Genomic DNA, 24,350 nt, shown 5'->3' with positions numbered 1-24,350 from the left:
GGGAGGTAGGCATGTCGGAGGAGCAGCGGGTCGCCATCGTCACGGGGGCGGCGCGGGGGATCGGGGCGGCCACTGCCCGCCGGCTGGCCGCCGACGGCCTCGCGGTCGCGGTGGTCGACATCGACGAGTCGGCGACCAAGGACACGGTGGACGCGATCGCCGCCACCGGTGGCCGGGCGCTCGGCGTCGGCGCCGACGTGTCCGACCGGGCCCAGGTCGAGGCGGCCGTGGAGCGGGTCGCCGCCGGGCTGGGCGCGCCGACCGTGCTGGTGAACAACGCCGGCGTGCTGCGCGACAACCTGCTGTTCAAGATGAGCGACACCGACTGGGACACGGTCATGGGTGTGCACCTGCGCGGCGCGTTCCTGTTCAGCCAGGCGGCCCAGAAGCACATGGTCGAGCAGAAGTGGGGCCGGATCGTCAACCTCTCCAGCACCTCCGCGCTGGGCAACCGGGGCCAGGCGAACTACTCCGCCGCGAAGGCCGGCCTCCAGGGCTTCACCAAGACGCTCGCCATCGAGCTGGGCCCGTTCGGGGTGACCGTCAACGCGGTCGCGCCCGGCTTCATCGTCACCGACATGACCGCCGCCACCGCCGCCCGGATGAAGGTCGACTTCGACGACCTCCAGAAGCACGCCGCGGCGGAGATCCCGGTCCGCCGCCCCGGCCGGCCGGAGGACGTCGCGCACACCATCTCGTTCCTGGTCAGCGAGGGAGCGTCCTTCGTCTCCGGCCAGGTCATCTACGTCGCCGGCGGCCCCAAGGACTGACCCGCCCCCGCCACGTCCCACCCCGTCCGGGCGAGGCGGGGTGGGTCAGGCGCGGGCGGTGCGGGTGCGCCAGAGCCAGAGCAGGCCGAGCACCGGCAGGACCAGCGGGATGTAGCCGTACCCGCTGCCGAACCGCGACCAGACCGTCTCGTCCGGGAACAGCTCCGGGTCGGCCACGCTGAGGATGCCGACGCCGAGCACCCCGGCCAGTTCCACCGTGCAGCACGCCAGGGCGACGCGCCGGCCGGCGGCACCCGCGCGCGCCAGCCCCACCGCCGCGACGATGTAGATGGCCGCGGCGAGCGCCGAGAGCAGGTACGCCACCGGGGCCTCGTCGAACCTCGTGGCGATCTGGAGGCCGGCGCGGCTGGTGGCGGCGATCGCGAAGAGCAGGTAGACCGCGATCAGCAGCCGACCCGGGCCGGCGTTGGTCCGCGTCCGTTCCGGGGCCCGCACCTCAGCCACCCAGCACCTCCCACGTCTGTTGCAGCCGCACGACGACCACCGGCGTGACCAGGCAGACCGCGCAGACGATGGCCGAGCCCCAGCGGGTCGGCTCCATCCGGGCCAGCACCCAGGCCAGCGGCGGCAGGCAGACCAGCGTCGCCAGGTAACCGAAGAAGGCCCCCGGCTCCCCGGGGCGCTCGCCGCCGCCGAGGGCGACCCCCGCCACCACCGCGAGCACGAGCAGCGCCGCCTCCAGCAGGGCCAGGCCGGCGAACTGCACCCGGTCCGGCGCGCGGTGGCGCAGCGTCGCCACCAGGGCCCAGGCGGCGACGAGGAGCGAGAGCACGATCGAGGCGGTCGCGAGGAGCCCGTCCACCGGCGAACCGGCCGAGGCTGCGCTGGTCATCGGGGCCACCCGGGGCTCGGTTCGGTCACCGGCACAGCCTACTAACCCGCGTAGTACACCCCGCCACCCGCCGCCCCGGACACCCCGAATAGGCCCGGTCACGCGGGCGGGCGCCGGGGCGGGCGACTAGCGTGGACCGGGGCCGCGGGGTGCTGCCGTGGCGCGACGACGACGGTGGGGGTTCTCGTGGTGCGGTTCGGGTTGTTCGGCACCGGTCACTGGGCGGCGGAGACGCACGGCGCGGCGCTGCACGCGCACCCGGGGGCCACGATCGCCGGGGTGTGGGGCCGCGACCCGGGCAAGGCCGCCAGCCTGGCCGACCGCTACGGGGCGCCGGCGTTCACCGACGTCGACGCGCTGCTCGACGCCTGCGACGCGGTCGCGGTGGCCCTCCCGCCGGACATCCAGGCCGACATCGCGGTCCGCGCGGCCGCCGCCGGTCGGCACCTGCTGCTGGACAAGCCGCTCGCGTTGAGCGTCGCCGACGCCGACCGGGTGGTCGACGCCGCGCAGGCGGCCGGCGTCGCCTCGGTGGTCTTCTTCACCGGCCGCTACCAGCCGGACATCGCCGCCTTCCTGGCCTCGACCGCCGCCGTCGGCGGGTGGCACACCGCGAAGGCGGTCCGGTTCGGCTCGATCTTCCAGCCGAGCAGCCCGTACGGCGCCTCGCCCTGGCGGCGGCAGCACGGCGCGCTCTGGGACGTCGGCCCGCACGCGCTGTCGGTCATCCTGCCGGTGCTCGGCCGGGTCACCCGGGTCGCCGCGATGGACGGGCCGCGCGGGCTCGTCCACCTGCTGCTCACCCACGACGGGGGAGCGACGAGCACGATCTCGCTGACCCTGGACGCCCCGCCCGAGGCGGTGAGCCGGGAGTTCGTCTTCTACGGCGAGAACGGCATCGAGACCCTCCCGGCCGGCGCGGGCGACTCGGCCACCGCGTTCGGGGTGGCGATCGACCAGTTGCTGGAGGAGATCGGGTCGGGCACCCGGGACCACCGCTGCGACGTGCGCTTCGGCCGCGAGGTCGTCGCCGTGCTCGCCGCCGCCGAGACCGCCCGCGCCGAGGGCCGCACCGTCGACCTCCCGGTTTGAGGGCCGCACCGTCGACCTGCCGGCTGAGGCGGAAAAGGGGTCGCCGGGCGGCGACGACGGAGCTAGGGTCGCGGGCATGTCCGCGCACGCTCTGATCGAGGGGGTCGGCACGCCGGCCGCCTTCGGGCCACTGCTGGCCCGCCTGCGAGTCCGGCGTCCGGCCCTGGCCGACGCGACCCGCGACTGATCCCGCACCGCACGCACGGCGCCCTCCGCCCGGTCCTGGCCGGGCCATCGGCGCCGCCCCACCGCCGCCCCGGGGTGACACCCCGGGGTGAGTGCCACCCCGGTCACCCGCCCGGGTGACGTGCCGCGCGCCACCCCCGTCTCCGGCCGGGCGGTGGCGTGCCGCGCCGACCCCGGTCTCCGGCCGAGCGGTGGGTGCCGCCGCGCGCCGCCGACCCGCAGTCCCCGCGCCACGCCCAGGGCCGTCCGAGTCCACTCTTCCCTCGGACAGGCCCCCTTCCGGCTGCCTGTCCGCTCCGTCGCCGCACGGCGACAGACAGGACGACGACCCGTGGCGCCCCGCCGTACCCGAGCAACCGAACGCGACCGCTCCCGGCGCGTACTCTCCCAGAACTTCCTCGTCGACCCGGCCGCGATCGCCCGGCTGGTGCACGCCGCCCGACCCCGGCCCGACCGGCTCCTGCTGGAGGTGGGCGCCGGCCGGGGCCAGCTCACCCGGCCGCTCGCCGCCCGCTGCCGGCACCTGCTGGCGTACGAGGTGGACCCCGCCGCCGGCGCCGAGCTGGCCAGGATCTGCGCCGGCCTGCCGAACGTCACCCACCGCCAGGCCGACTTCCTGACCGCGACGCCCCCGCCGGAGGAGTTCGACGTGGTCGGCAACATTCCCTGGTCGCTCACCTCGGCCGTGGTGCGGTGGTGCCTGGCCGCGCCCGGGCTGCGCGCGGCGACCCTGCTCACCCAGCTCGAGTACGCCCGACGCCGCAGCGGCGACTACGGCCGGTGGACCCGGCTCACCGTCCTGACCTGGCCGGAGTTCGGCTGGCGGCTCGCCGGGCGGGTGCCCCGCACCGCGTTCCGCCCGGTGCCCGGGGTGGACGCCGGCATCCTGCGCGTCGAGCGGCGGCCGGAGCCGCTGCTGGCCGCGGCGGCGCTGCCCGCGTACCGGCGGATGGTGGAGATCGGCTTCGACGGGGTCGGCGGCTCGCTCGCGGCCTCGCTGGGCCGGCACCACCCGCGGGCGCGGCTGGCGGCGGCGCTGCGGGCGACGCGGCTCGACCCGGCCACCCCGGTCGGGCACGTCTGGCCGGAGCAGTGGCTGGTGCTGTTCCGGCTGCTGCACGCCAGGTGAGCCGGCCAGCCGCTGGGGTGTGGCGTGCGGGCTTCCGCCCGGCCGGGGGCGGCGGTCGTGCCGCGGTCAGGCCAGCGTGTTCAGGGCCTCGCTCAGCTCGGCGGGGGAGTCGAACTCCTCCCTCGGCAGGGACCGGAGCATCTGGAGCATCTCCGTGCTGACCCCGTTCTCCTGGCCCCAGCGGACCAGGTCCTCCCGGGAGACCGGGTAGTCGAGTCCGGCCAGGTACTCCTGCAACTGCACGCCGGTGACGGTCATGCCGACGGGCTACCCGCTCAGCCCGCCGGCACACCGCCCGTGCCCCGCGGACCCCGGCCCCACGCCCCGCTCGGGTCCGGCCCTCGCTCCCCGGGTCCCGCTCAATGCCCGGTCGGTCCGGTCCCGCGCGGCCCACGTCGCGCGGGACCGGCGGGGTGGCCGTCCCGCGCGACGGCCGGCGGTTTGCCCGGCGACACGCCGGGTAGCCGCCCGCCATGCTGGTTCAGCGGCTCGGCGCGCCGAGCGACTTCGACCCGTTGCTGGAGCGCGTCCGGGACGCCCGGATCGTGATGATCGGTGAGGCGACGCACGGCAGCTACGACTACTACCGGCTGCGCGAACAGCTCACCCGCCGGCTGATCGCCGAGTGCGGCTTCTCCTTCGTCGCCGTGGAGGGGGACTGGCCCGACTGCGACCGCGTGCACCGATCCGTGACGGGCGCCCCGGGCGGGGCCACCGAGCCGCGCATGGCGCTGGAACGCTTCGAGCGGTGGCCGACCTGGATGTGGGCGAACGCCGAGGTCTCCCGGTTCTGCAGTTGGCTGCGGGCGTGGAACGTCGAGCGGCCCGAGGACGCCCGGGCCGGCTTCCACGGCCTGGACGTCTACAGCCTGTGGGAGTCGATGCAGGCGATCTTCGACTACCTCGGCGAGGAGGATCCGGCGTCGCTGGAGGCGGCGCAGGACGCGTACCGCTGCTTCGAGCCGTACGGCAAGCGGGTCGAGGAGTACGGCGCGGCCAGCCGGTTCGTCTCGGCGCGTTGCGAGGAGGAGGTCGTCCGGCTGCTGGCGCGTACCCGCGAACAGGCCGCCGCGGACGGCCCGGACAGCTTCTCGGCCTGGCAGAACGCGGAGGTGGTGGCCGGCGCGGAGCGCTACTACCGGGCCATGGTCCGGGGCGGCCCGGAGTCGTGGAACATCCGGGACACCCACATGGCGGACACGCTGGACCGGCTGCTGGACCGCTACGGCCCGGGCTCGCGGGGGATCGTCTGGGCGCACAACACCCACATCGGGGACGCCCGGGCCACCGACATGGCCGCCGACGGGTTGATCAACATCGGCCAGTTGGCCCGTGAGCGGCACGGGGCCGACGACGTGGTCCTGGTCGGCTTCGGCGGCTACCGGGGCACGGTGATCGCCGCGCCGCGCTGGGGCTCGCCGGCCGAGGCGATGGTGGTGCCGCCGGCCCGCCCGGGCTCGGTCGAGGGCCGGCTGCACGAGCTGATGCCGGAGCGGGCGGTGCTCGTCTTCGGCGGCGCCGACCAGCCGGGCTGGGTCACCGACACCGCCGACCACCGGGCGATCGGGGTGGTCTACGACCCGTCGTTCGAGTCCTGGGGCAACTACGTGCCGACCCGGCTGGGGGAGCGGTACGACGCCTTCGTCTGGTGCGACGAGACCACCACCCTGCACCCGCTGCCCGCCCTGACCACGCCCGGCGAGATGGAGACCTACCCGGCCGGCGTCTGACCGGCCGGGTAGGTGTCGGGCGGGTCAGGCGCGGGGGGCCACCGGGGTCTTCTCGTCGAGGTGGGCGCGCAGGCCCTCGCCCTCGATGTCGACGTTCGGCAGGGCCCTGGCCAGCCAGCGCGGCAGCCACCAGGCTGCCCGGCCGAGCAGCGACATCACCGCCGGGACGATCGTCATCCGCACCACGAACGCGTCGATGGCGACGCCGATCGCGAGCGCGAAGCCCATCGACTTGATCACCGGGTCGTCGAGGAAGACGAAGCCCCCGAACACCGAGATCATGATCAGGGCGGCGGCGGTGACCACCCGGGCCCCGTGCCCCATCCCGTTGATGGTCGCCTGCTGCGCGGTGTCGCCGTGCACGAAGTCCTCCCGCATCCGGGAGACCAGGAAGACCTCGTAGTCCATCGCCAGCCCGAACAGGATGCCGATCAGCAGGATCGGCAGGAAGCTGACCAGCGGGCCGGGCGTGTCCAGGCCGACCAGGTCGGCGAGGTGGCCCTGCTGGAACACCGCCACGGTGATGCCGAACGTCGCGGCGACGGTGAGCAGGAAGCCCAGCGCGGCCTTGACCGGCACCAGCAGCGAGCGGAAGACCAGCATCAGCAGCAGCACCGAGAGCCCGACCACCAGCAGCAGGTAGACCGGCAGGGCGTCGGAGAGCTTCTCGGAGACGTCGATGCCGATGGCGGTCGCGCCGGTCAGCAGCACGTCCACGTCGCGGAACTCGCCGACCGTGGCCCGGACGTCGTTGACCAGGGTCTCCGTGGCCTCGTCGGTCGGCCCCGTCTTCGGCACCACGCCGAGCAGCGCGGTGCGGCCGTCCGGGCTGAGCTGCGGCGGGGCCACCGCGAGGACGTTCTCGGTGCGCTGGATCAGCGCGGTGACCTGCGGGACCGCGGCCGAGGTGGCCTGCGGGGTGTCCCCGGCGACCACCACCGCGAGGCGGCCGGTGAAGCCCGGCCCGAAGCCCTCGGTGATCAGGTCGTTGGATGCCCGGGCGGGCGAGCCGACCGGCGCGGTGCCCGCGTCGGGCAGTGCCAGCCGCATGTCCGGCGTGGGCAGCGCGAGCAGGCCCAGCCCGAGCAGCCCGACCAGGATGACGGGGATCCGGAACCGGGTGACGGCGCGCGCCCAGCGGAACCCGAGCCCGGACCGGTCCTCGGTCGCCGGCGCCGCGGCGCCGGCGTCCGCCCCGTCCCCGGCCGGCACGGACGAGCGCAGCCTGCGGGGGAGCACCCGGCGGCCGGCGAAGCCGAGCAGGGCGGGCTGGAGCGTGATCGCGACCAGCACCGCGACGGTGACCGTGGCGGCGGCGGCCAGACCCATCACGGTCAGGAACGGGATGTTGACCACGGCCAGGCCGGCCAGCGCGATGACCACGGTGGCCCCGGCGAAGAGCACTGCCGAGCCGGCGGTGCCCACCGCGCGGCCCACCGCCTCGTCCGGCGGCAGGCCCTCGATCAGGTTCTGCCGGTAGCGGGAGGTGATGAACAGCGAGTAGTCGATGCCGACCGCGAGGCCGAGCATCAGGGCGAGGATCGGCGCGGTGCTGGTCAGGTCGACCACGCTGCTCAGCGCGAAAAGGCCGGCCATGCCGACGCCCACGCCGATCAGGGCGTTCAGCATGGTCATCCCGGCCGCCACCAGCGACCCGAACGTGACCACCAGGACGATCGCGGCGATCGCGACACCGATCGCCTCGGTCGAGCCGACCTCCGGCACGGCGCTGAGCACCTCGCCGCCGGGCGCGACCTCCCAGCCCTGGGCCTCGGCCCGCGAGCCGACCTGCTCGTACGCGTCGCGCTGGGCGTCGGTCACCTCGTCGGCTCCGGTGGCGAACTGGACCTGGACCAGTGCGTACCGGCCGTCGGGGGAGACCGCCCCCACCTGGAACGGGTCGACGGCGCCGACCACCCCGGGCAGCGTCGCGGCCTCCTGGGCGAGTTCCTTCACCACGGCCTGTCCCTGCGGGCTGCCGAGCGCGCCGTCGGCCGGTGCCTTGACCGCGATGGTGCCGGTCGCGCCGCTGGCCGCCGGGAACTGCTCGGCGAGCAGGTCCAGGGCGCGCTGGGACTCCGTGCCGGGCATGGTGAAGTTGTCCGCCATCGGGCCGCGCAGGGTCGCGGCGGCGAGGCCGAGTCCGACGAGTACGACGAGCCAGATCGCCGCGACGAGTCGCCGCCGGCGCATCGAGCCCCGGCCGAGCCGGTAGAGCAGGGTCGCCATGAGTTCCTTGTCCTCGGTCGTGGTGGTTGGGAACGAGTCAGTCGACGGGCTCCAGCGCCCGTCGTACGAGTGCCAGCAGGGCGGCGCGCAGCTCCTCGTCGGGTACGTCGACGAACTCGCCGCACGTCTCGGAGATGCCGGCGAGCAGCACCAGCGCCGTGATCCGGGCGGAGGGGCGTTCCGGTTGCCCGGCGAACGCGTCGATCAACCGCTCGGAGATCCGCTGGATGTGCGCGAAGGCGGGCTGCTGGAGCAGTTCCGGGAACTCGCCCCGGAGCAGGGCGATCTCGCGCCGGAACCGGACCGCGAGGTCGACGAAGCCCTCGGCGGCGACCCGCTGGGCGTCGGCCCCCCGGTGCGCGGCGATCCGCTCGTCGAGCGCCTCGAGGACCTCGATGGGCCGGGCCATCAGCTCGGTGAGGATGGCCTCCTTGTTGGCGAAGTGGTAGAGCACCGCCGCCTTGGAGCAGCCCACCTCCCGGGCGATGTCCTGCAACGAGGTGCCCCGGTAGCCGGTCACCGCGAAGCGTCGCGCCGCCGCCGCCAGGATGTCGTCGTGTGTCTCCGGTACCGCCCGCGCCATGCCGGTCCACCTCCCCGAACCAGCATGCCTGACCGATCGGTCAGAGCCTGACCGATCGGTCAGATCGAAGGCGTGGCGTTCCCCACAGGCCGTCGGGGTGTGCCGCGGGCCGACGCCCTCCGGCGCCGGTCCGGCCGAGGTTCAGCGGGCGCCGGACGGGCCAGGGTCGTCGCCTAGCCCGCCTCGCCGTGCGCCCGGTCGTACGCGTCGCGCGCGTCGGCGATCGCGGTGCGGTGCCGCTCGGCCCAGTTGGTCAGGGCGACGAGCGAGTCGTAGAGCTCCAGCGCCATGGGGGTGGCGGTGTACTCCACCTTCGGCGGCACGGTCGGATAGACCGTCCGGCGCAGCAGGCCGTCGCGTTCCAGGTTGCGCAGGGTCAGGGTGAGCATCCGGCGGCTGATCCCCTCCACCGTGCGCTCCAACTCGGTGAAGCGCACCGGCCCCTGGGAGGCGGCGACCAGGATGCCGATGCTCCACTTGCCACCCACCCGGTCGAGCACCTCGCGGACGGTGCACGCCCTGGCCTGGCCGGGGGTGAAGGGCGCGTCGCCGGCCGCGCACGCCTGGACCCCGTCCACGGGCACATCGGTGTTCCCCTGGGACATGAAAGTGCCTCCTTACGCTCCGCCTCATGGTCACAGAAGATGGCTCTGGTAACAAACCGTGCACCTAGGAGGCGTCCGTGTCCACCCGTACCGTCGAATACCGCTGGCCGGCGCTGCTCGTGCTCTGCGCCGGCAGCCTGATGATCATCCTGGACGGCAGCATCGTCGCGGTGGCGCTGCCCGCCATCCAGCGGGACCTGGGCTTCACCGCGACCGGCCTGGCCTGGGTGGTCAACGCGTACCTCGTCGCCTTCGGCGGGCTGCTGCTGCTCGCCGGACGCCTCGGCGACCTGCTCGGCCGGCGGGCGGTCTTCCTGGCCGGCGTCGCGCTGTTCACCGTGGCCTCGCTGTTCTGCGCGGTGGCGACCGGCCCGGAGGTGCTGGTCGTGGCCCGCTTCCTCCAGGGCGTCGGCGGGGCGCTCACCATGGCGGTGAGCCTCGGCATGATCGTCCGGCTCTTCCCGGAGCCCGCCGAGCGGGCACGCGCGATCGCGGTCTTCAGCTTCACCGGAGCCGCCGGGGCGTCGATCGGCATGCTGGCCGGGGGCGTGCTCACCGACCTGGCCGGCTGGCCCGCCATCTTCGCGGTCAACCTGCCGATCGGGCTGCTGATCCTGCTGGCCGCCGTACGCCTGCTCGACGCCGACCCCGGCGTCGGCCTGCGCGCCGGCCTGGACCTGCTCGGCGCGGCGCTGGTCACCGGGGGCCTGATGCTCGCCGTGCTGGCGATCGTCGGCACCGGCGAGCACGGCTGGGCCTCGGCCCGGACGCTCGGCGCCGCCGCGCTCGCGGTGGCCCTGCTCGCGGCGTTCGCGCTGCGGCAGCGGTCGACCGGGACCCCGCTGCTGCCGCCGCGGGTGCTGCGCACCCCCGACCTGGTCGCCGCCAACGTCGTGCAGTTCCTCATGGTCGCCGCGTTCTTCGGCTTCCAGTTCCTGCTCGCGCTGGAACTCCAGCTCGTCCTGGATCTCGACCCGACGGCCACCGGGCTGGCCTTCCTGCCCACGCCGGTGACGATCGCGGTGGTCTCGCTCGGCCTCGCGGGCCGGCTGATCACCCGGTACGGCGCGCGGGCGCTGCTGGTCACCGGGCTCGCGCTGGCGGTGGCCGCGTTCCTGCTGCTGGCCCGGCTCCCGGTCGACGGTGGTTACCTGCCCGACGTGCTCCCGTCGATGCTCCTCTTCGGCGTCGCCGGCGGGCTCACCCTGCCGGCGGTCACCACGCTGGCGATGACCGGCGCCGACCCGGCCGACGCCGGGCTGGCCTCCGGGTTGGTCAACACCACCCAGCAGGTCGGCGGCGCGCTCGGGCTGGCCGTGCTCGCCACGCTGGCCGCCAGCCGCACGGACGGCCTGCGGGACGTCGGCTGGGCCGAGGCCGACGCGCTCGCCGCCGGCTACCGGACCGCGTTCACCGTGGCCGCCGCCCTCGTCGCGGCCGCCCTCCTGGTCGCCGTGGTCGCCCTCCGGCGCCGGCCCGCCCCGGTCAGCCGGCCGGCCGCCGAGCCGGCCCTGGCCCGCCGGTCGGCCGCCTGACCGGCTACGACGGTGCGTGACCTGTCTCCTTTCGTGGGGGCAGGAAGTGCAAGATCGCGCGCCACGGGAGCGGCGGCGACCCGTTTCGTCGGGGAGCACACCGCCGCGTCCGGTTGACCGCCGGCCGCCGGGCCGGGAAGGTGGTCGGATGAGCCGCGCTGACGAGACCCGGGACGGCGTGTCGCTGACCAACCTCGACCAGCCGCTGTCCGACGGCGACGACGCGACCAAGCGGGACCTGGTCGACTACCTCGACGCCGTCCACGAGCGGATCCTGCCGCCGCTGCGCGGCCGGCCGCTGTCGGTGATCCGGGTCCGGCCCGGACAGCCGGCGTTCATGCAGAAGAACCTGCCGAAGTACACCCCGGAGTGGGTGCGCCGCACCTCCGTCTGGGCCGAGGCGTCCCACCGCGAGGTCTCGTACGCGCTCTGCGACGACCGGCGCACCCTGCTCTGGTTCGCCAACCAGCGCGCCGTGGAGTACCACCCCACCCTGGCCACGGTGGACGACCTGCACCGCCCCACCCACCTGGTGCTCGACCTCGACCCGCCCGAGGGGGACTCGTTCGGGCTGGCGGTGGCCGCCGCCCTGCTGGTCCGGCAGGCGCTCGCCGACGCCGGGCTCACCGGCGCGGTCAAGACCAGCGGTGCCAAGGGCGTGCACGTCTTCGTGCCGGTCGCGGCGGGCGCCGCCGTGGAGGACATGGCCGCCGCCACCCGGGCCGTCGCCGCCCGCGCCGAACGGCTGGACCCGGCGCTGGCCACCACCGCCTTCATCCGCGAGGACCGGGGCGGCAAGGTGTTCGTGGACTCGACGCGGGCCGGCGGGGCGACCGTGGTGGCCGCCTACAGCCCCCGGCTGCGGCCGGGGGTGCCGGTGTCGTTCCCGGTGGACTGGGCCGACCTGGGCGACGTCGCCCCGGCGGACTTCACGATCCGCACCGTCCCGGCGCTGGTCGCCGACCGCGACCCGTGGGCCGAGCGGATGCCCGCGCCGCAGCAGCTCCCGGCGGACCTGGTCGCGGAGGGGCACACCATCCCGATCGCGCGGGTGCAGGCCATGCACGAGGGCAAGCGCCGGGCCCGCGCCCGTCGCGCCGCCGGCTGACGTACGCGCCGCGGCGCCGGTGAGCGGCGGCCGGCCGAAGGTCCGTCGTCGGCCGGCGCGGCTGGAGCCCTGGCGGCCGGCTGGAGCCCTGGCGGCCGGCCTGAGGTTCGTCGCCGGCGCGGAGCCCGGCGGCCGGCTGGAGTGTCGTCGGCGTGGCGCTACCGCTCGCCGGGTCGGACGAGCCCGCTCTCGTAGGCGATCACGACTAGCTGGGACCGGTCGCGGGCGTGCAGCTTGGCGAGCAGGCGACTGACGTAGGTGCGGGCGGTGTCCGGGCTGAGGTGCAGCGCGGCGCCGATCTCCGCGTTGGACCGCCCGGTGCCGACCTGGGCGAGGACGTCGCGTTCCCGCTCGGTGAGCCCGGCGAGCCGGGCGCCGTCGGGTGCGGGGGAGCGGGCGGCGGCGGCGAGCACCCGGCGGGTGACGGCGGGCGACAGCAGCGCGTCCCCGCCGGCCACGGTGCGTACGGCGGCGCGCAGGGCGTCGGGCGCGGTGTCCTTGAGCAGGAACCCGGCCGCCCCGGCGCGGATGGCGTCGAAGAGGTACTCGTCGTCGTCGAAGGTGGTCAGCATGACCACCTGTACGTCGGCGAGGCCCGGGTCGGTCAGGATGCGCCGGGTGGCCTCGATGCCGTCGGTGCCCGGCATACGGATGTCCATGAGGACGACGTCCGGCCGGTGGGCCCGGACGGCGGCCAGGCCGGCGGCGCCGTCGGCGGCCTCGGCGACGACGGCGATGTCCGGGTCGCGTTCGAGCAGCGCGCGGAGCCCGGCACGGATGAGGTGCTGGTCGTCGACGAGGACGACGCGCAGGGGGGTCACGGCCGGGGCCCGGACAGCGGCAGGCGGATGGACACCCGGAAGCCGCCCGTCCCGGCGGTGCCGGTGTGGACGGTCCCGCCGAGCAGGGCGACCCGCTCGGACATCCCGCGCAGCCCCTGGCTCCCGCCGCCCTCCCCGGGCGGCGCGGCGGCGCCCTGGCCGTCGTCGACGACCTCCAGCGTCAGGTGGGAGCCGGTCGCCCGGACGGTGACGTCGACCCTCGTGGCCCGCGCGTGCCGCAGCGCGTTGGTCAACGCCTCCTGCACGACCCGGTAGGCGGTCGTGCCCACGACCGCCGGCAGCGCGCCGACGTCGCCGTCGACGCGCAGCTCGACGGCGAGCCCGCTGCGGCGGACGCCCTCCGCCAGGGCGGCGAGCTGGTCGACCCCCGGCGGTGGCCGGCGGACGCCGGCGTCGCCGCGCAGGGTGCCCAGCGTCGCGCGCAGCTCGGCCATCGCGCTGCCGCCCGCCGACCGGATCGCCGCCAGCGCCACGTCCACCCGCTCCGGTGCCCGGTCGGCGAGCGCCTCCTGCGCCACCGCCGACTGGAGCGTGACCACGGACATCGTGTGCCCGAGGGTGTCGTGCACCTCCCTGGCGATGCGCAGCCGCTCGGCCTCGACCTGCCGGGCGGCCTCCCGCCGCCGCTCCTCGGCGGCCACGACCACCTGCCGGGCCAGCTCGGCCCGCAGCGAGCGCCGGTGACGGACGGCGTCGCCCAGCGCGACGACGGCCAGCATCAGCGCAGCCTCGGACCCGAGGCCGAAGCCCAGGACGATGCCGGCGTCGTCGCCCTCGGCGAGCCGCGACGCCACCGACGCCGCCAGCAGCGCCCCGCCGACCACCGCCGCCCACAGCGCGCGGCCCCGCTCCGCCGCCGCGAACAGGACGGCGGCGGCCGGCGCGGCCAGGCCGATCGGCGGCAGGTCCAGCGTGTAGTACGCCGTGATGCCGAGCGCGGTCGCCAGCAGCGCCGGCACGGGCCAGGACCGGGCGACCAGCAGCAGGGCCCCGAAGCCGACCGCGAATCCGTACGCCGCCGGGGCCCTCGGGGCGTCGCCGGTGGCCACGGCCGCCGCGACCAGGCAGAAGGTGGCCAGGCCGAGCAGGCCGTCGGCGCGGGTGGGGCGGGATACCGGCACGCCACGAGCGTAGGACCAACCGGGCGCCGGCGCTGTCGCCCAGGCGCGTCCGTCGGCGGCTGTCGGCTACGTCGGGAAGCGACCTCGATCGCGCGGCTGGGCGACCGGGCGGCGTCCGCGCACGCCCGGAAGCGAGCCGGGTTCGCGCTCCTGGGCGGCAGACCGGCGACGGCGGCCGGCCTAGCGTCGACGACGACCAGGCGTACGGCGTCGGAACGGCGCGACGGATCGGCAGGAGGACCCATGACCCGCAACAGGCTGACCTGGGCGGTGCTCGTCGCTCTCGTGTGGACGGCGATGATGTCGTTCGGCGGCGTCGCCGCCGAGACCGTGATGCTCTACCCGAACATCTTCGGCGACCCGCCGGCGTCGCTGGACCGGGCGCGCGAGTTCCTGGTGGCGGGCGGCCCGAGTGACTACTTCCCGCCGCTCGGCGCCACCGTCGTCCTCGCGTCCCTCGCCGCGACGGTGCTCACCTGGCGTGACCGCCGGCTGCGCTGGTGGATCGTCGGCGCGGCAGCGGTGTTCGTCGCCTGCGAGTTCCTGTTCTCCGTGTTCTTCTTCTGGCCGCGCAACGAGATCATGTTCGTCGACCCGGTCGGCACGCACTCCCCGGAGTACCTGCGGCAGGTCGCCGCGGAGTTCGTCGCCGGGCACCGGGTGCGCCTGTTGGGCGGTGCGGTGACCGCCGTGCTGGCGTTCACCGCGCTGCTGCGCTGGGCCCGGTCCACCGCGCCACGGACCTGACGGAGACGGACAACGGGGCGGACGCGTCTGCGTCCGCCCCGTTGCGTGTTCGGTGTGCCCCCGGGCACCCCGCCCCCGGCGGATTCACTCGCCCTGTGGCGACCATGGTCCGATAGGTACTCTCTCGCGCATGATCGCGTTATCCTCGCCGCGCGTTCATGGCGGCTCCGCGCCGCAGTGGCCGTCGCGGCATGCCTCGCGGTCCCCATCGACGAACAGCCGTGCGGTGGGTCGAAGCGGACCGGCGTTGTCGCGTCGACACTCCGCCGCCCTGTCGATCCCGTCTGCGTCGCCAGCCGTGCTGCGGCCCATCCGTGCTCACGGGAAATGAAATGTCATATGAGGGGGAGTTGAGTGGTCAAGGCCAATCTGAAGGTGCTAGCCCTGATTGTTGGTGCACTTCTCTTTTCATCGAGCCTGTCTGGATGTATGAAAAATGAGGAGTCAGGTGGGGAGACGAAGATCTTCGAGATCGACAACACGGAGGAGGTCTTCGGTAGACCGGACGAGAGGGTCCTGACTGTCAGGAAGCACTACATGATCGTGAATCCACCCGAAGACCTGGTGGAACTGAAAGAGTTGGTTGAGGGATACGCCAAGGCTCACCCCATCGAAGGTGAGGCCGAGGTGGCAGACGGCAAGATCAGGGCGTTCTACATGTACTTCTACCGGGAGAGCGACGATCTGCCGAGAGACTGGCAGCCTGACGAAGGTTACCTGAGCACGGATCGGCTGGAGCATCACAAGAACGATCTGATCGTATCGATAACCTGGTCGGATGAAGATCTGCAGAAAAGATACTCTATTTATGACAAGAGCGAGGAGGGGAAGATCCTGAAGTCGATGCGTTTTATTGATGATCGGCTTGTCGAGTAACGCTGCCTGAAACAGGTGTGCAGCCGGTTGCGCCGAAAGCGGGTCGGCCGGCGGATCACCCGCGGAGACTTGCGCGGTCCCGGTTGGTATGTGGCCCGGCGCTGGTGCGCAGTCCGTCCCGCATCGAGATGACGATGGCGTCGGAGGCCCTGGCGGCGGTCACTCGCCCCTACGCGCGGAGCAGAACAGCGGCCCGGTGTCGAGGCGGCCCTGGAGGGACTCCAGCCGCCGCTCCCGACACCGGCGACGTGCCGAGGGCTCCGGCGATGGTCGACCGCACCGGGTCGAACGCCCGACGGGGCGCCTCCACACTTCTTTGCCGTGAAGATGCAGAGCTTGAACAGTGGGCACTCGATGCTTCAGGCCTCGGGTCGCACCGCACGCCCCCGCGCCTTGCTCAGCGGCTCGGCGCGCGCGTCTCGTGGCAGGTGCTGAGGGTCTACGCCAAATGCCTCGGCGGCGGTGACGTAGCTCTCAGGCAGCGCATCGGGAGATTCGGCCGTGGCTCTGGGGCCGCGCCGGAACTTCGGCACAGACGCCCGCCGCCGTCGCCGACGGCCGGACGTACGACTAAGGCCGCTGACCGGATTGCCCTGGTCAGCGGCCTTATGTGGTGCTCATCGGTGGTGCCCCCGGCAGGATTCGAACCTGCGCCCCCGCCTCCGGAGGGCGGTGCTCTATCCCCTGAGCTACGGGGGCTCAGCGACTTGAGAAGACTAGCAAACGCCTTCCCGGAACGCCGAATCGGTATCGGATGATCGAGCCCGTGTCGCCGAGCCCGGCTGCGGGCGGGCCCGGAAACGACTGGTCGGCCCGCTCAGGCTGGTCGGCCCGGTCAGGCCGGCCGACTCCGGTCAGGCTGGTCGGCCCGGTCAGGCCGGCCGCGCCCGCTCAGGCGGCGACGGCGCGGCCGCAGCTGGGCAGCGGGTGCAGCACGACGCGGCGGGGCAGCCGGCGGGGCCACTCGTTGCGGGGCCAGGAGCCGTCGACGATCAGGTGCACCGTCCGCTGCTCCTCGCCGCTGAGCCGCAGCACGAAGTCGCGGGGGAGCGGCGGGTCGACCGACGGCGTGGTGATCATGAAGCGCACCCGGCCGCGGGACGAGACGGCGGAGATGACGTCCGCCGCCGGCATGGTGCCGCGCAGGCGTACCCGGCCGATCCAGTAGACCTCGGCGAGGTGCTCCTGCGCGGCCCGGGTGATGGCCGGGTACTCGCTGCGTACCCAGCGCTCCACCGCGCCCACGCAGAGCCCGCAGGCCCGCTCCCGGGGCTCCCGCGGGCCCAACCCCCAGGCCCGCAGGTACGCCCCGACCGCCCCGGCGTCCATCGGCAGCTCGAAGCGGCGCTGGATGAGGGTGTGCAGGCTCTGCCGCGTCCACAGCTCCTCGTCCAGGCCCAGCTCGTCGGGGTAGACGCCCCGCAGGGCGTCGATCAGTTCGAGTTCCTGTTCGCGGCTGAGCGTTCCCGGCTCGCCCTGCCGCTGTCCGCGACGGACGGCTGCCACCGCCCCGTCACCGCCGATGGTGTGGCGTCGGCACCAGCTGGTGACCGAACGCCGTGCGTCTCTCAGTGCAACCCCCACGTCCTGCGCAACGAGCCCGAATCGCAACTGGTCACGATATGTGTGGAGAAAACTCCCTTAGCGAGGCAATCGGTCAGTACGGCCATCAGGTGATGTATGCCGACAAACCGGGCATCGGCTCCGGCGGGAACGGCGAGAGGCCCGGGTCGGCCGGGGTGAACCGGCGCGACGCGGACCTCTCGACGGATGAGCGGTGCGGCGGGGGCGGGTCAGCCGCCCAGGCGCTTCAGCGCGTTCTGGAGGTTGGTCAGGTCCTTGCGCTGGGTGTTCTTCATGGTCTGGGCCGTCCGGACCACGTCGGGCTCGTCGCTGGCCTCGAGGATGCCGTCGATCATGTGGATGCCGCCCAGGTGATGCTTGATCATCATTTGCAGGAACAGGACGTCCAGCTCCCGGCCCTCGGCCGCGTGCAGCTTCGCCATCTCCTCGGGGGTGGCCATGCCCGGCATCAGCCCGTTCTTGACCATTCCGGTGCCGTCGGGCATCCACGACATCGACGGTTCGCTGCCCGCCGGGTCGAGCTCCCACGAGCGCAGCCACGCCTGCATGATGCCGAGCTCACCCTGCTGGGCGGTGGCGATGTCGCCGCCGATGCTGCGGACCTCCGGGTCCGTGCCCCTGTCGAAGGCGACCAGGCCCATCTCCACCGCCTGCGCGTGGTGGGTCGTCATGTCCCGGGCGAAGCCCGCCTCCGCCGAGGTCTCGCCCGGCCGGGTCAACCCGGGCGTCAGCAGGCCGCCCGCGTACCCGAGGAGCAGCCCGACCACGACGGCGAGAGCCAGCGCGGCGGTGCCCCAGCGGCGCGCGGACGGCCGCCCCTCCTCCGGAGCGGGGCTGGCCGGCTCGGCGGTATCGATCATGGTCGGGGTGCTCATCGTTCTCCTCAGCCCATCTGGTTGCCGTCACGCGGCGCGGTGCCGGTGGCGGTGATGCCCTGGCTGCACAGCGCGGTCGGGCCCTCGATCGAGGCGTTGACCCGCAGCGCCTTGATGAAGTCGTCGATCCGGCTGTCGTCGGCCTTGTCAACCTTGAGCTGGTAGCCCCAGGCCTGCAGGGAGATCGGCTTGTCCAGCCCCTCGAACGGGCTGAGCATCATCTTCTCCTTGCCCTGCACCTTCTCGGTCAGCTTCGCCACCTGGTCGGCGGGCAGGTCGGGGCGATAGGTGATCCACACCGTGCCGTGCTCCAGGCTGTGCACCGCGTGCTCGTTGGCGACCGGGGCGTCGTAGACGTCGCCCATGCAGTTCTGCCAGGCCGCGTTGTGCGGGCCGGCCACCGGCGGCAGGATCGAGTAGGTGATCGGGCCGGTCTGGTGGTTGCCGCCCGAGACGAGTTCCTTGTCCTTCTCGCGGAAGTTGACGATGCCCTGGATGTCGGCCGCCCGGTCCTCCCAGGGCTTGGCGCCCTGGAACGACGCCCAGGCGCCGTACCCGATGATCGACACGGCGAGCACGCCCACGGCGACGAAGAGCGCGATGGGGCCCCAGGAGCGGCCCTGGCTCACCTTCACCGGGGTGACCGGCTTGCGGCCCTTGCCCCCGGCGCCCGGGCGGGGACCCGTCGGCTTGCCGGCCCCGGCCTTGGCGTTGGCCCCGGCCTTGGCGCTGCCGGACCCGGCCTTGCCGGCGCCCGCGGCCGGCCGGCCCGCCGCCGGCTTCTTGCCGGTGCTGACCGTGGTCGGGCGGCGCTCGGGGCCGCCCGGAGTGCTGATGCTCATCGTGCCTCGTCAGGTCGGTCGGTCAGGGGATCCGGCGGGCCGGTTTCACACTCTGGGTCGCCGCCGCGGGGACCGAGTCTACCCCCGATAACATGGATCGGTGACTCCCGCAGAACTCGCCGAGGTCGTCCTCTCCGCAGCCCACGCCGTCTTCACCGAGCGGGGCCTGGACCGCTCCGCCCTGCCGGACTCCACGGCGGTGGAGCGACCTCGCAACCCCGAGCACGGCGACTACGCCTCGACGCTGGCGCTCCAGCTCAGCAAGAAGGTGGGCGTCCCGCCGCGCGAGCTGGCCACCGCCCTCGCCGAGCAGCTCGGGCGGGCCCCGGGGGTCAAGTCGGTGGAGATCGCCGGCCCGGGCTTCCTCAACATCCGGCTCGACGCGGCCGCCGCCGGCCAGCTCGCCCGGACGATCGTCGAGGCCGGCGAGGAGTACGGCCGCAGCGAGCGGCTCGCCGGCCAGAAGATCAACCTGGAGTTCGTCTCGGCGAACCCGACCGGCCCGGTGCACATCGGCGGCGTCCGCTGGGCGGCCGTCGGCGACGCGCTCAGCCGGCTGCTGCGCGCCACCGGCGCCGACGTCGGCACGGAATACTATTTCAACGACGCCGGCTCCCAGATCGACCGGTTCGCCCGTTCCCTGCTCGCCGCCGCGAAGGGCGAGCCGGCCCCCGAGGACGGCTACGCCGGGGCGTACATCACCGAGATCGCCGAGGCGGTCCGGGGCATCCGCCCGGACGTGCTGGAGCTGGACGACGCCGCCGCCCAGGAGGTCTTCCGGACCGAGGGCGTCACGCTGATGTTCGCCGAGATCAAGTCGTCGCTGCGCGGCTTCGGGGTGGAGTTCGACACCTACTTCAACGAGAAGGACCTGCACGACCGGGGCGAGCTGGACCTCGCCCTCGAGCGGCTGCGCGCGCAGGGCCGGGTGTTCGAGAGCGAGGGCGCGACCTGGCTGCGCACCACCGACTTCGGCGACGACAAGGACCGGGTGCTGCGCAAGTCCAACGGCGAGTGGACGTACTTCGCCGCCGACTGCGCCTACTACCTGGACAAGCGCGAGCGCGGCTTCGAGCGGGTCGTGATCATGCTGGGCGCCGACCACCACGGCTACATCGGCCGGATGAAGGCGATGGCCGCCTGCTTCGGCGACGACCCGGAGCGCAACCTGGAGATCCTGATCGGCCAGATGGTCAACCTGGTCCGCGACGGCGCCCCGGTCCGGATGAGCAAGCGGGCCGGCACCGTGGTGACCCTGGAGGACCTGGTCGACGCGATCGGCGTCGACGCCTCCCGCTACGCGCTGGCCCGCTACTCCAGCGACTCCCCGATCGACATCGACGTCGAGCTGTGGACCCGGGCCACCCGCGACAACCCGGTCTACTACGTGCAGTACGTGGCGGCCCGGACGGCCAGCGTGGGCCGCAACGCGGCCGAGGTGGGGCTGACCCGGGGCGACGCCGAGGCGTTCCGCCCCGAGCTGCTCGGGCACGAGAAGGAGAACGAGCTGCTCAAGGCGCTCGCCGAGTTCCCCGCCGTGGTCGCCACGGCGGCCGAGCTGCGGGGGCCGCACCGGGTGGCGCGCTACCTGGAGGAGCTGGCCGGGGCCTACCACCGGTTCTACGACGAGTGCCGGATCCTGCCGCGCGGCGACGAGGAGGCCACCGACCTGCACCGCGCCCGGCTCTGGCTGAACGACGCCACCCGTACCGTGATCGCCAACGGGCTGCGCCTGCTGGGCGTCTCCGCCCCCGAGAGGATGTGACATGCGCGCACACGAGGCCGGTGCCCTGCACGGGGACATCGGCAGCCGGGGGCCGGCGTGGCTGCGTACGCCGGTCGACGTCAACGCGCTGGTGCCGCAGCTCTGGCCGCGCAACGTGGCGCGCGGCGGCGACGGGACGCTCACCGTGGCCGGGCTCGGCGTCGGCGACCTCGCGGCCGAGTTCGGCACGGCGGTGTACGTGCTCGACGAGGACGACCTGCGCTCGCGCTGCCGCGACTTCCGCACCGCCTTCGACGGCGTCGACGTCTACTACGCGGGCAAGGCGTTCCTCTGCCGTGCCGTGGTCCGGATGATCGCCGAGGAGGGCCTGCACCTCGACGTGTGCACCGGTGGCGAGCTGGCCACCGCGCTGTCGGCCGGGATGCCGCCCGAGCGGATCGGCTTCCACGGCAACAACAAGTCGGTCGGCGAGCTGGCCCGGGCGCTGGACGCCGGGGTCGGGCGGATCATCCTCGACTCGTTCCACGAGATCGACCGGCTCACCGCGCTGGCCCGGGAGCGGGGCGTCCGGCCGAAGGTGATGATCCGCGTCACCGTCGGCGTCGAGGCGCACACCCACGAGTTCATCGCCACCGCCCACGAGGACCAGAAGTTCGGCTTCTCCCTCGCTGGCGGGGCGGCGGCCGAGGCGGCCTTCCGCGTGCTCGACGAGGGCGTGCTGGAGCTGCGCGGCCTGCACTCGCACATCGGCTCGCAGATCTTCGACGCCAGCGGCTTCGAGGTCTCCGCCCGCCGGGTGCTCGGCCTCCAGGCGCAGATCCGCGACGCGCGCGGGGTGGAGCTGCCCGAGCTGGACCTCGGCGGCGGCTTCGGCATCGCGTACACGACCCAGGACGACCCGGCCGCGCCACAGGACCTGGCGAAGCGGATGCGCCGGATCGTCGAGTCGGAGTGCGCCGCCGAGCGGCTGGCGGTGCCGCACCTGTCGATCGAGCCGGGCCGGGCGATCGTCGGGCCGGCCGTGTTCACCCTCTACGAGGTCGGCACGGTCAAGGACGTGGACGGGATCCGGACGTACGTGAGCGTGGACGGGGGGATGAGCGACAACATCCGCACCGCGCTCTACGACGCGTCCTACTCCGCGACGCTGGCCTCCCGGGCGTCGGCCGCCGAGCCGATGCTCGCCCGCGTGGTGGGAAAGCATTGTGAGTCCGGGGACATCGTGGTGAAGGATGAATTCCTGCCCGCCGACGTGCAGCCCGGAGATCTTGTCGCGGTGCCCGGCACCGGCGCCTACTGCCGGAGCATGGCCAGCAACTACAACCACGTGCCCCGGCCCCCCGTGGTCGCGGTACGGGCCGGCCAGGCACGTCTGATCGTCCGGCGGGAAACCGAAGAGGACCTGCTCGCATTGGATGTGGGATGACGTCACCTGTGCGCCTGGCGCTGCTCGGCTGCGGCACGGTCGGTAGCGAGGTGGTCCGGCTGCTGCACGAGCAGTCGGCCGACCTCGCCGCCCGGATCGGCGCCCCGCTGGAGATCGCCGGCATCGCCGTACGCCGTCTCGGCCGCGACCGGGGCGACCTCCCGGTCGACCCCGCGCTGTTCACCACCGACGCGCTCGGGCTGATCAAGCGCGACGACGTCGACGTGGTGGTCGAGGTGGTCGGCGGCATCGAGCCGGCGCGGAGCTGGCTCGTCGAGGCGCTGCGGGCCGGCAAGAGCGTGGTCACCGCCAACAAGGCGCTGCTCGCGGAGGACGGCGCGGCCCTGCACGACGCGGCGGCCGAGGGCGGCGGCGACCTCTACTACGAGGCGTCCGTCGCCGGGGCGATCCCGCTGCTGCGCCCGCTGCGGGAGTCGCTGCACGGGGACCGGATCAACCGCGTCACCGGCATCGTCAACGGCACCACCAACTTCATCCTCTCCGCCATGGACGCCACCGGCGCCGGCTTCGCCGAGGCGCTGGAGGAGGCCACCGAGCTGGGGTACGCCGAGGCCGACCCGACCGCCGACGTGGAGGGCTTCGACGCGGCGGCCAAGGCGGCCATCCTCGCCTCGCTGGCGTTCCACACCCGGGTGGGCGCGGCCGACGTGCACCGGGAGGGCATCACCGAGGTCACCGCCGCCGACGTGGCCAGCGCCAAGGCGATGGGCTGCACCATCAAGCTGCTCTGCATCGCCGCCCGGGGCGCCGACGCCGCCGGCCGGGAGACGGTCAGCGTGCGGGTGCACCCGGCGATGATCCCGCTGACCCACCCGCTGGCCAGCGTCGGCGACGCGTTCAACGCGGTCTTCGTCGAGGCCGAGGCGGCCGGGCAGCTGATGTTCTACGGGCGGGGCGCCGGCGGTGCGCCGACCGCCAGCGCGGTCCTCGGCGACGTGGTGGCGGTCTCCCGCAACCGGCTCGCCGGGGTGCGCTCGGCCAGCGAGTCCGCGTACGCCGACCTGCCGGTGCGGCCGATGGGGGAGGCGCTCACCCGCTACCACATCAGCCTGGACGTGGCGGACCGGCCGGGCGTGCTGGAGGCGGTGGCCGGCGTCTTCGCCCGGCACGACGTCTCGATCGCCACCGTGCGGCAGGGCCCGGCGGGCGGCGACGCGGCCGGCCGGGGCGAGGACGCCGACCTGGTCATCGTCACCCACGTGGCCCCGGACGCGGCGCTCGCCGCCACCGTCGGCGAGCTGCGCGGGCTGGAGATCGTCCGGTCGGTGGCGAGCGTGCTGCGGGTCGAGGGCGGGGCGTGACGGCGTTCGCGTCTCGCCAGGTGGTTAACGACGGGTGCGCCGCGGGCGGGCCGGGCAGGCTGGTCCACGCTGACGGTGCCCCCGGCCCAGCGGGGCGGTAGAGCGAGGAGAGCGACATGTGGCGGGGTCTGATCGACGCGTACCGGGACCGGCTGCCGGTCACCGACGTCACGCCCGTCGTGACCCTGCACGAGGGGAACACCCCGCTGCTGCCCGCGCCGGTGCTCTCCGCCCGGCTCGGCTGCGACGTCCACCTGAAGGTGGAGGGGGCCAACCCCACCGGCTCGTTCAAGGACCGGGGCATGACGCTCGCGGTCTCCAAGGCGGTCGAGGCCGGCAACAAGGCGATCATCTGCGCCTCCACCGGCAACACCAGCGCCTCCGCGGCGGCGTACGCGGCCCGCGCCGGCCTGACCTGCGCCGTGCTCGTGCCGCAGGGCAAGATCGCGCTGGGCAAGCTGGCCCAGGCGCTGGTGCACGGCGCGAAGCTGCTCCAGGTGCAGGGCAACTTCGACGACTGCCTGTCGCTGGCGGCGAAGCTCGCCCAGGACTACCCGGTCGCCCTGGTCAACTCGGTCAACATCGACCGGCTGCACGGCCAGAAGACGGCCGCGTTCGAGATCGTCGAGGCGCTCGGCGACGCGCCCGACATCCACTGCCTGCCGGTCGGCAACGCCGGCAACGTCTCCGCCTACTGGATGGGCTACTCCGAGGAGCTGCGGGACGGCAACGCCACCCGGGCCCCGAAGATGTACGGCTTCCAGGCGGCCGGCGCGGCGCCGATCGTCACCGGCCAGGTGGTCCGCGAGCCGTCCACGATCGCCACCGCGATCCGGATCGGCAACCCGGCGAGCTGGACCAGGGCGCTGGACGCCCGGGACTCCTCCGGCGGCCTGATCGCCGCCGTCACCGACCGGGAGATCCTGGCCGCGTACCGGCTGCTGGCCCGCGAGGTCGGGGTCTTCGTCGAGCTGGGCAGCGCGGCCAGCGTGGCCGGCCTGCTCCAGCAGGCCGCCGCCGGCAGGATCCCGGCCGGCTCGACGGTCGTCTGCACGGTCACCGGGCACGGCCTGAAGGACCCGGAGTGGGCCATCTCCACCGCTCCCGCTCCGATCACCATCGCCAACGACCCGCTGGCCGCCGCCCGCTCGCTCGACCTGGCCTGAACC

Annotated in this window: 22 protein-coding genes, 1 tRNA gene and 1 pseudogene; 12 read left to right on the top strand and 12 right to left on the bottom strand. The window is 73.9% G+C overall.

From position 1 onward, the window contains the following. Positions 1–11: 11 nt before the first annotated feature. On the top strand, positions 12–770 hold the full coding sequence (fabG, locus tag ABT006_RS06725) for a 3-oxoacyl-ACP reductase FabG (RefSeq protein ID WP_350703665.1): 759 nt from the start codon (positions 12–14) through the stop codon (positions 768–770). Here fabG and ABT006_RS06720 read toward each other — a convergent pair. After that, positions 743–1,235, bottom strand: a pseudogene (locus ABT006_RS06720) (hypothetical protein). The gene fabG and the pseudogene ABT006_RS06720 sit on opposite strands and share 28 nt — an antisense overlap. After that, positions 1,228–1,623, bottom strand: coding sequence for a hypothetical protein (locus ABT006_RS06715; protein WP_350703661.1), 396 nt, complete (start codon positions 1,621–1,623; stop codon positions 1,228–1,230). Before ABT006_RS06715 ends, ABT006_RS06720 begins: the two are co-directional and overlap by 8 nt. A gap of 186 nt (positions 1,624–1,809) precedes the next feature. On the opposite strand from ABT006_RS06715, the gene ABT006_RS06710 reads away from it, so the two are divergent. Together ABT006_RS06710 and erm are read left to right on the top strand one after the other, a co-directional pair. After that, positions 1,810–2,715, top strand: coding sequence for a Gfo/Idh/MocA family protein (locus ABT006_RS06710; RefSeq protein ID WP_350704144.1), 906 nt, complete (start codon positions 1,810–1,812; stop codon positions 2,713–2,715). A gap of 517 nt (positions 2,716–3,232) precedes the next feature. Continuing rightward, positions 3,233–4,030: an ErmE/ErmH/ErmO/ErmR family 23S rRNA (adenine(2058)-N(6))-methyltransferase gene (gene erm, locus ABT006_RS06705; RefSeq protein WP_350703660.1), complete on the top strand. Its 798-nt coding sequence runs from the start codon at positions 3,233–3,235 to the stop codon at positions 4,028–4,030. A gap of 66 nt (positions 4,031–4,096) precedes the next feature. Here the strand turns inward: erm and ABT006_RS06700 are convergent, their stop codons facing one another. Next, on the bottom strand, positions 4,097–4,288 hold the full coding sequence (locus ABT006_RS06700) for a DUF2795 domain-containing protein (protein WP_350703658.1): 192 nt from the start codon (positions 4,286–4,288) through the stop codon (positions 4,097–4,099). 215 nt (positions 4,289–4,503) lie between these two features. Between ABT006_RS06700 and ABT006_RS06695 the strand changes: the two genes are divergently transcribed. Further along, on the top strand, positions 4,504–5,760 hold the full coding sequence (locus ABT006_RS06695) for an erythromycin esterase family protein (RefSeq protein ID WP_350703656.1): 1,257 nt from the start codon (positions 4,504–4,506) through the stop codon (positions 5,758–5,760). 24 nt (positions 5,761–5,784) lie between these two features. Here the strand turns inward: ABT006_RS06695 and ABT006_RS06690 are convergent, their stop codons facing one another. The 3 genes from ABT006_RS06690 to ABT006_RS06680 form a co-directional block, all read right to left on the bottom strand. Further along, positions 5,785–7,989, bottom strand: coding sequence for an MMPL family transporter (locus ABT006_RS06690; protein WP_350703654.1), 2,205 nt, complete (start codon positions 7,987–7,989; stop codon positions 5,785–5,787). A gap of 37 nt (positions 7,990–8,026) precedes the next feature. Next, positions 8,027–8,572, bottom strand: coding sequence for a TetR/AcrR family transcriptional regulator (locus ABT006_RS06685; protein ID WP_350703652.1), 546 nt, complete (start codon positions 8,570–8,572; stop codon positions 8,027–8,029). 173 nt (positions 8,573–8,745) lie between these two features. Beyond that, positions 8,746–9,177, bottom strand: a complete 432-nt coding sequence (locus ABT006_RS06680) for a winged helix-turn-helix transcriptional regulator (protein ID WP_350703650.1) — start codon at positions 9,175–9,177, stop codon at positions 8,746–8,748. A 77-nt stretch (positions 9,178–9,254) separates the two neighbouring features. Here ABT006_RS06680 and ABT006_RS06675 point away from each other — a divergent pair, with 77 nt between their 5' ends. Both ABT006_RS06675 and ABT006_RS06670 read left to right on the top strand, forming a co-directional pair. Further along, a complete protein-coding gene (locus ABT006_RS06675; RefSeq protein WP_350703648.1) occupies positions 9,255–10,712 on the top strand; it encodes an MFS transporter in 1,458 nt (485 codons plus the stop codon). Between the two features lie 148 nt (positions 10,713–10,860). Beyond that, positions 10,861–11,820: a DNA polymerase domain-containing protein gene (locus tag ABT006_RS06670; protein ID WP_350703647.1), complete on the top strand. Its 960-nt coding sequence runs from the start codon at positions 10,861–10,863 to the stop codon at positions 11,818–11,820. Positions 11,821–11,978: 158 nt separating this feature from the next. Here ABT006_RS06670 and ABT006_RS06665 read toward each other — a convergent pair whose 3' ends face one another. After that, the gene (locus tag ABT006_RS06665) at positions 11,979–12,641 is read right to left on the bottom strand and encodes a response regulator (protein ID WP_350703645.1); all 663 of its coding nucleotides are present in this window, start codon (positions 12,639–12,641) and stop codon (positions 11,979–11,981) included. Next, entirely contained in the window at positions 12,638–13,783 is a 1,146-nt protein-coding gene (locus ABT006_RS06660) for a sensor histidine kinase (protein WP_350703644.1), read from the bottom strand. Before ABT006_RS06660 ends, ABT006_RS06665 begins: the two co-directional genes overlap by 4 nt. A 243-nt stretch (positions 13,784–14,026) precedes the next feature. Here ABT006_RS06660 and ABT006_RS06655 point away from each other — a divergent pair, with 243 nt between their 5' ends. Together ABT006_RS06655 and ABT006_RS06650 are read left to right on the top strand one after the other, a co-directional pair. After that, a complete protein-coding gene (locus ABT006_RS06655) occupies positions 14,027–14,530 on the top strand; it encodes an anthrone oxygenase family protein (protein ID WP_350703642.1) in 504 nt (167 codons plus the stop codon). Between the two features lie 354 nt (positions 14,531–14,884). Further along, positions 14,885–15,406: a hypothetical protein gene (locus tag ABT006_RS06650; RefSeq protein ID WP_350703640.1), complete on the top strand. Its 522-nt coding sequence runs from the start codon at positions 14,885–14,887 to the stop codon at positions 15,404–15,406. A gap of 624 nt (positions 15,407–16,030) precedes the next feature. On the opposite strand, the gene ABT006_RS06645 is transcribed toward ABT006_RS06650, so the two are convergent. From ABT006_RS06645 to ABT006_RS06630, 4 genes are all read right to left on the bottom strand, one after another. Continuing rightward, a tRNA-Arg gene (locus ABT006_RS06645) sits at positions 16,031–16,105 on the bottom strand. 192 nt (positions 16,106–16,297) lie between these two features. Beyond that, positions 16,298–16,990, bottom strand: a complete 693-nt coding sequence (locus ABT006_RS06640) for a winged helix-turn-helix domain-containing protein (protein WP_350704142.1) — start codon at positions 16,988–16,990, stop codon at positions 16,298–16,300. 209 nt (positions 16,991–17,199) lie between these two features. Next, a complete protein-coding gene (locus ABT006_RS06635) occupies positions 17,200–17,865 on the bottom strand; it encodes a DUF305 domain-containing protein (protein ID WP_466024104.1) in 666 nt (221 codons plus the stop codon). A gap of 8 nt (positions 17,866–17,873) precedes the next feature. After that, positions 17,874–18,707: a thioredoxin-like domain-containing protein gene (locus tag ABT006_RS06630; protein WP_350703638.1), complete on the bottom strand. Its 834-nt coding sequence runs from the start codon at positions 18,705–18,707 to the stop codon at positions 17,874–17,876. A 100-nt stretch (positions 18,708–18,807) separates the two neighbouring features. On the opposite strand from ABT006_RS06630, the gene argS reads away from it, so the two are divergent. The 4 genes from argS to thrC all read left to right on the top strand — a co-directional run bounded on the left by argS (position 18,808) and on the right by thrC (position 24,347). Continuing rightward, complete coding sequence (gene argS / locus ABT006_RS06625; protein WP_350703636.1) at positions 18,808–20,472, top strand: arginine--tRNA ligase; 1,665 nt, start codon at positions 18,808–18,810, stop codon at positions 20,470–20,472. A gap of 1 nt (position 20,473) precedes the next feature. Then, positions 20,474–21,859 (top strand): diaminopimelate decarboxylase, encoded by a 1,386-nt coding sequence (lysA, locus tag ABT006_RS06620; protein ID WP_350703634.1) that lies wholly within the window; start codon positions 20,474–20,476, stop codon positions 21,857–21,859. 8 nt (positions 21,860–21,867) lie between these two features. Further along, entirely contained in the window at positions 21,868–23,181 is a 1,314-nt protein-coding gene (locus ABT006_RS06615) for a homoserine dehydrogenase (RefSeq protein WP_350704138.1), read from the top strand. 116 nt (positions 23,182–23,297) lie between these two features. Further along, positions 23,298–24,347 carry a threonine synthase gene (gene thrC / locus ABT006_RS06610; protein WP_350703632.1) on the top strand — a complete coding sequence of 350 codons (1,050 nt, stop codon included), beginning with the start codon at positions 23,298–23,300 and terminating at the stop codon, positions 24,345–24,347. Positions 24,348–24,350: the final 3 nt, after the last annotated feature.

This window comes from Micromonospora sp. NPDC002717, assembly GCF_040295705.1.
In the GTDB taxonomy this organism is placed as follows: Bacteria; Actinomycetota; Actinomycetes; order Mycobacteriales; family Micromonosporaceae; genus Micromonospora.
The sequence above is the reverse complement of the archived record's forward strand: the minus strand, read 5'-3'. Positions and strand labels throughout refer to the sequence as shown.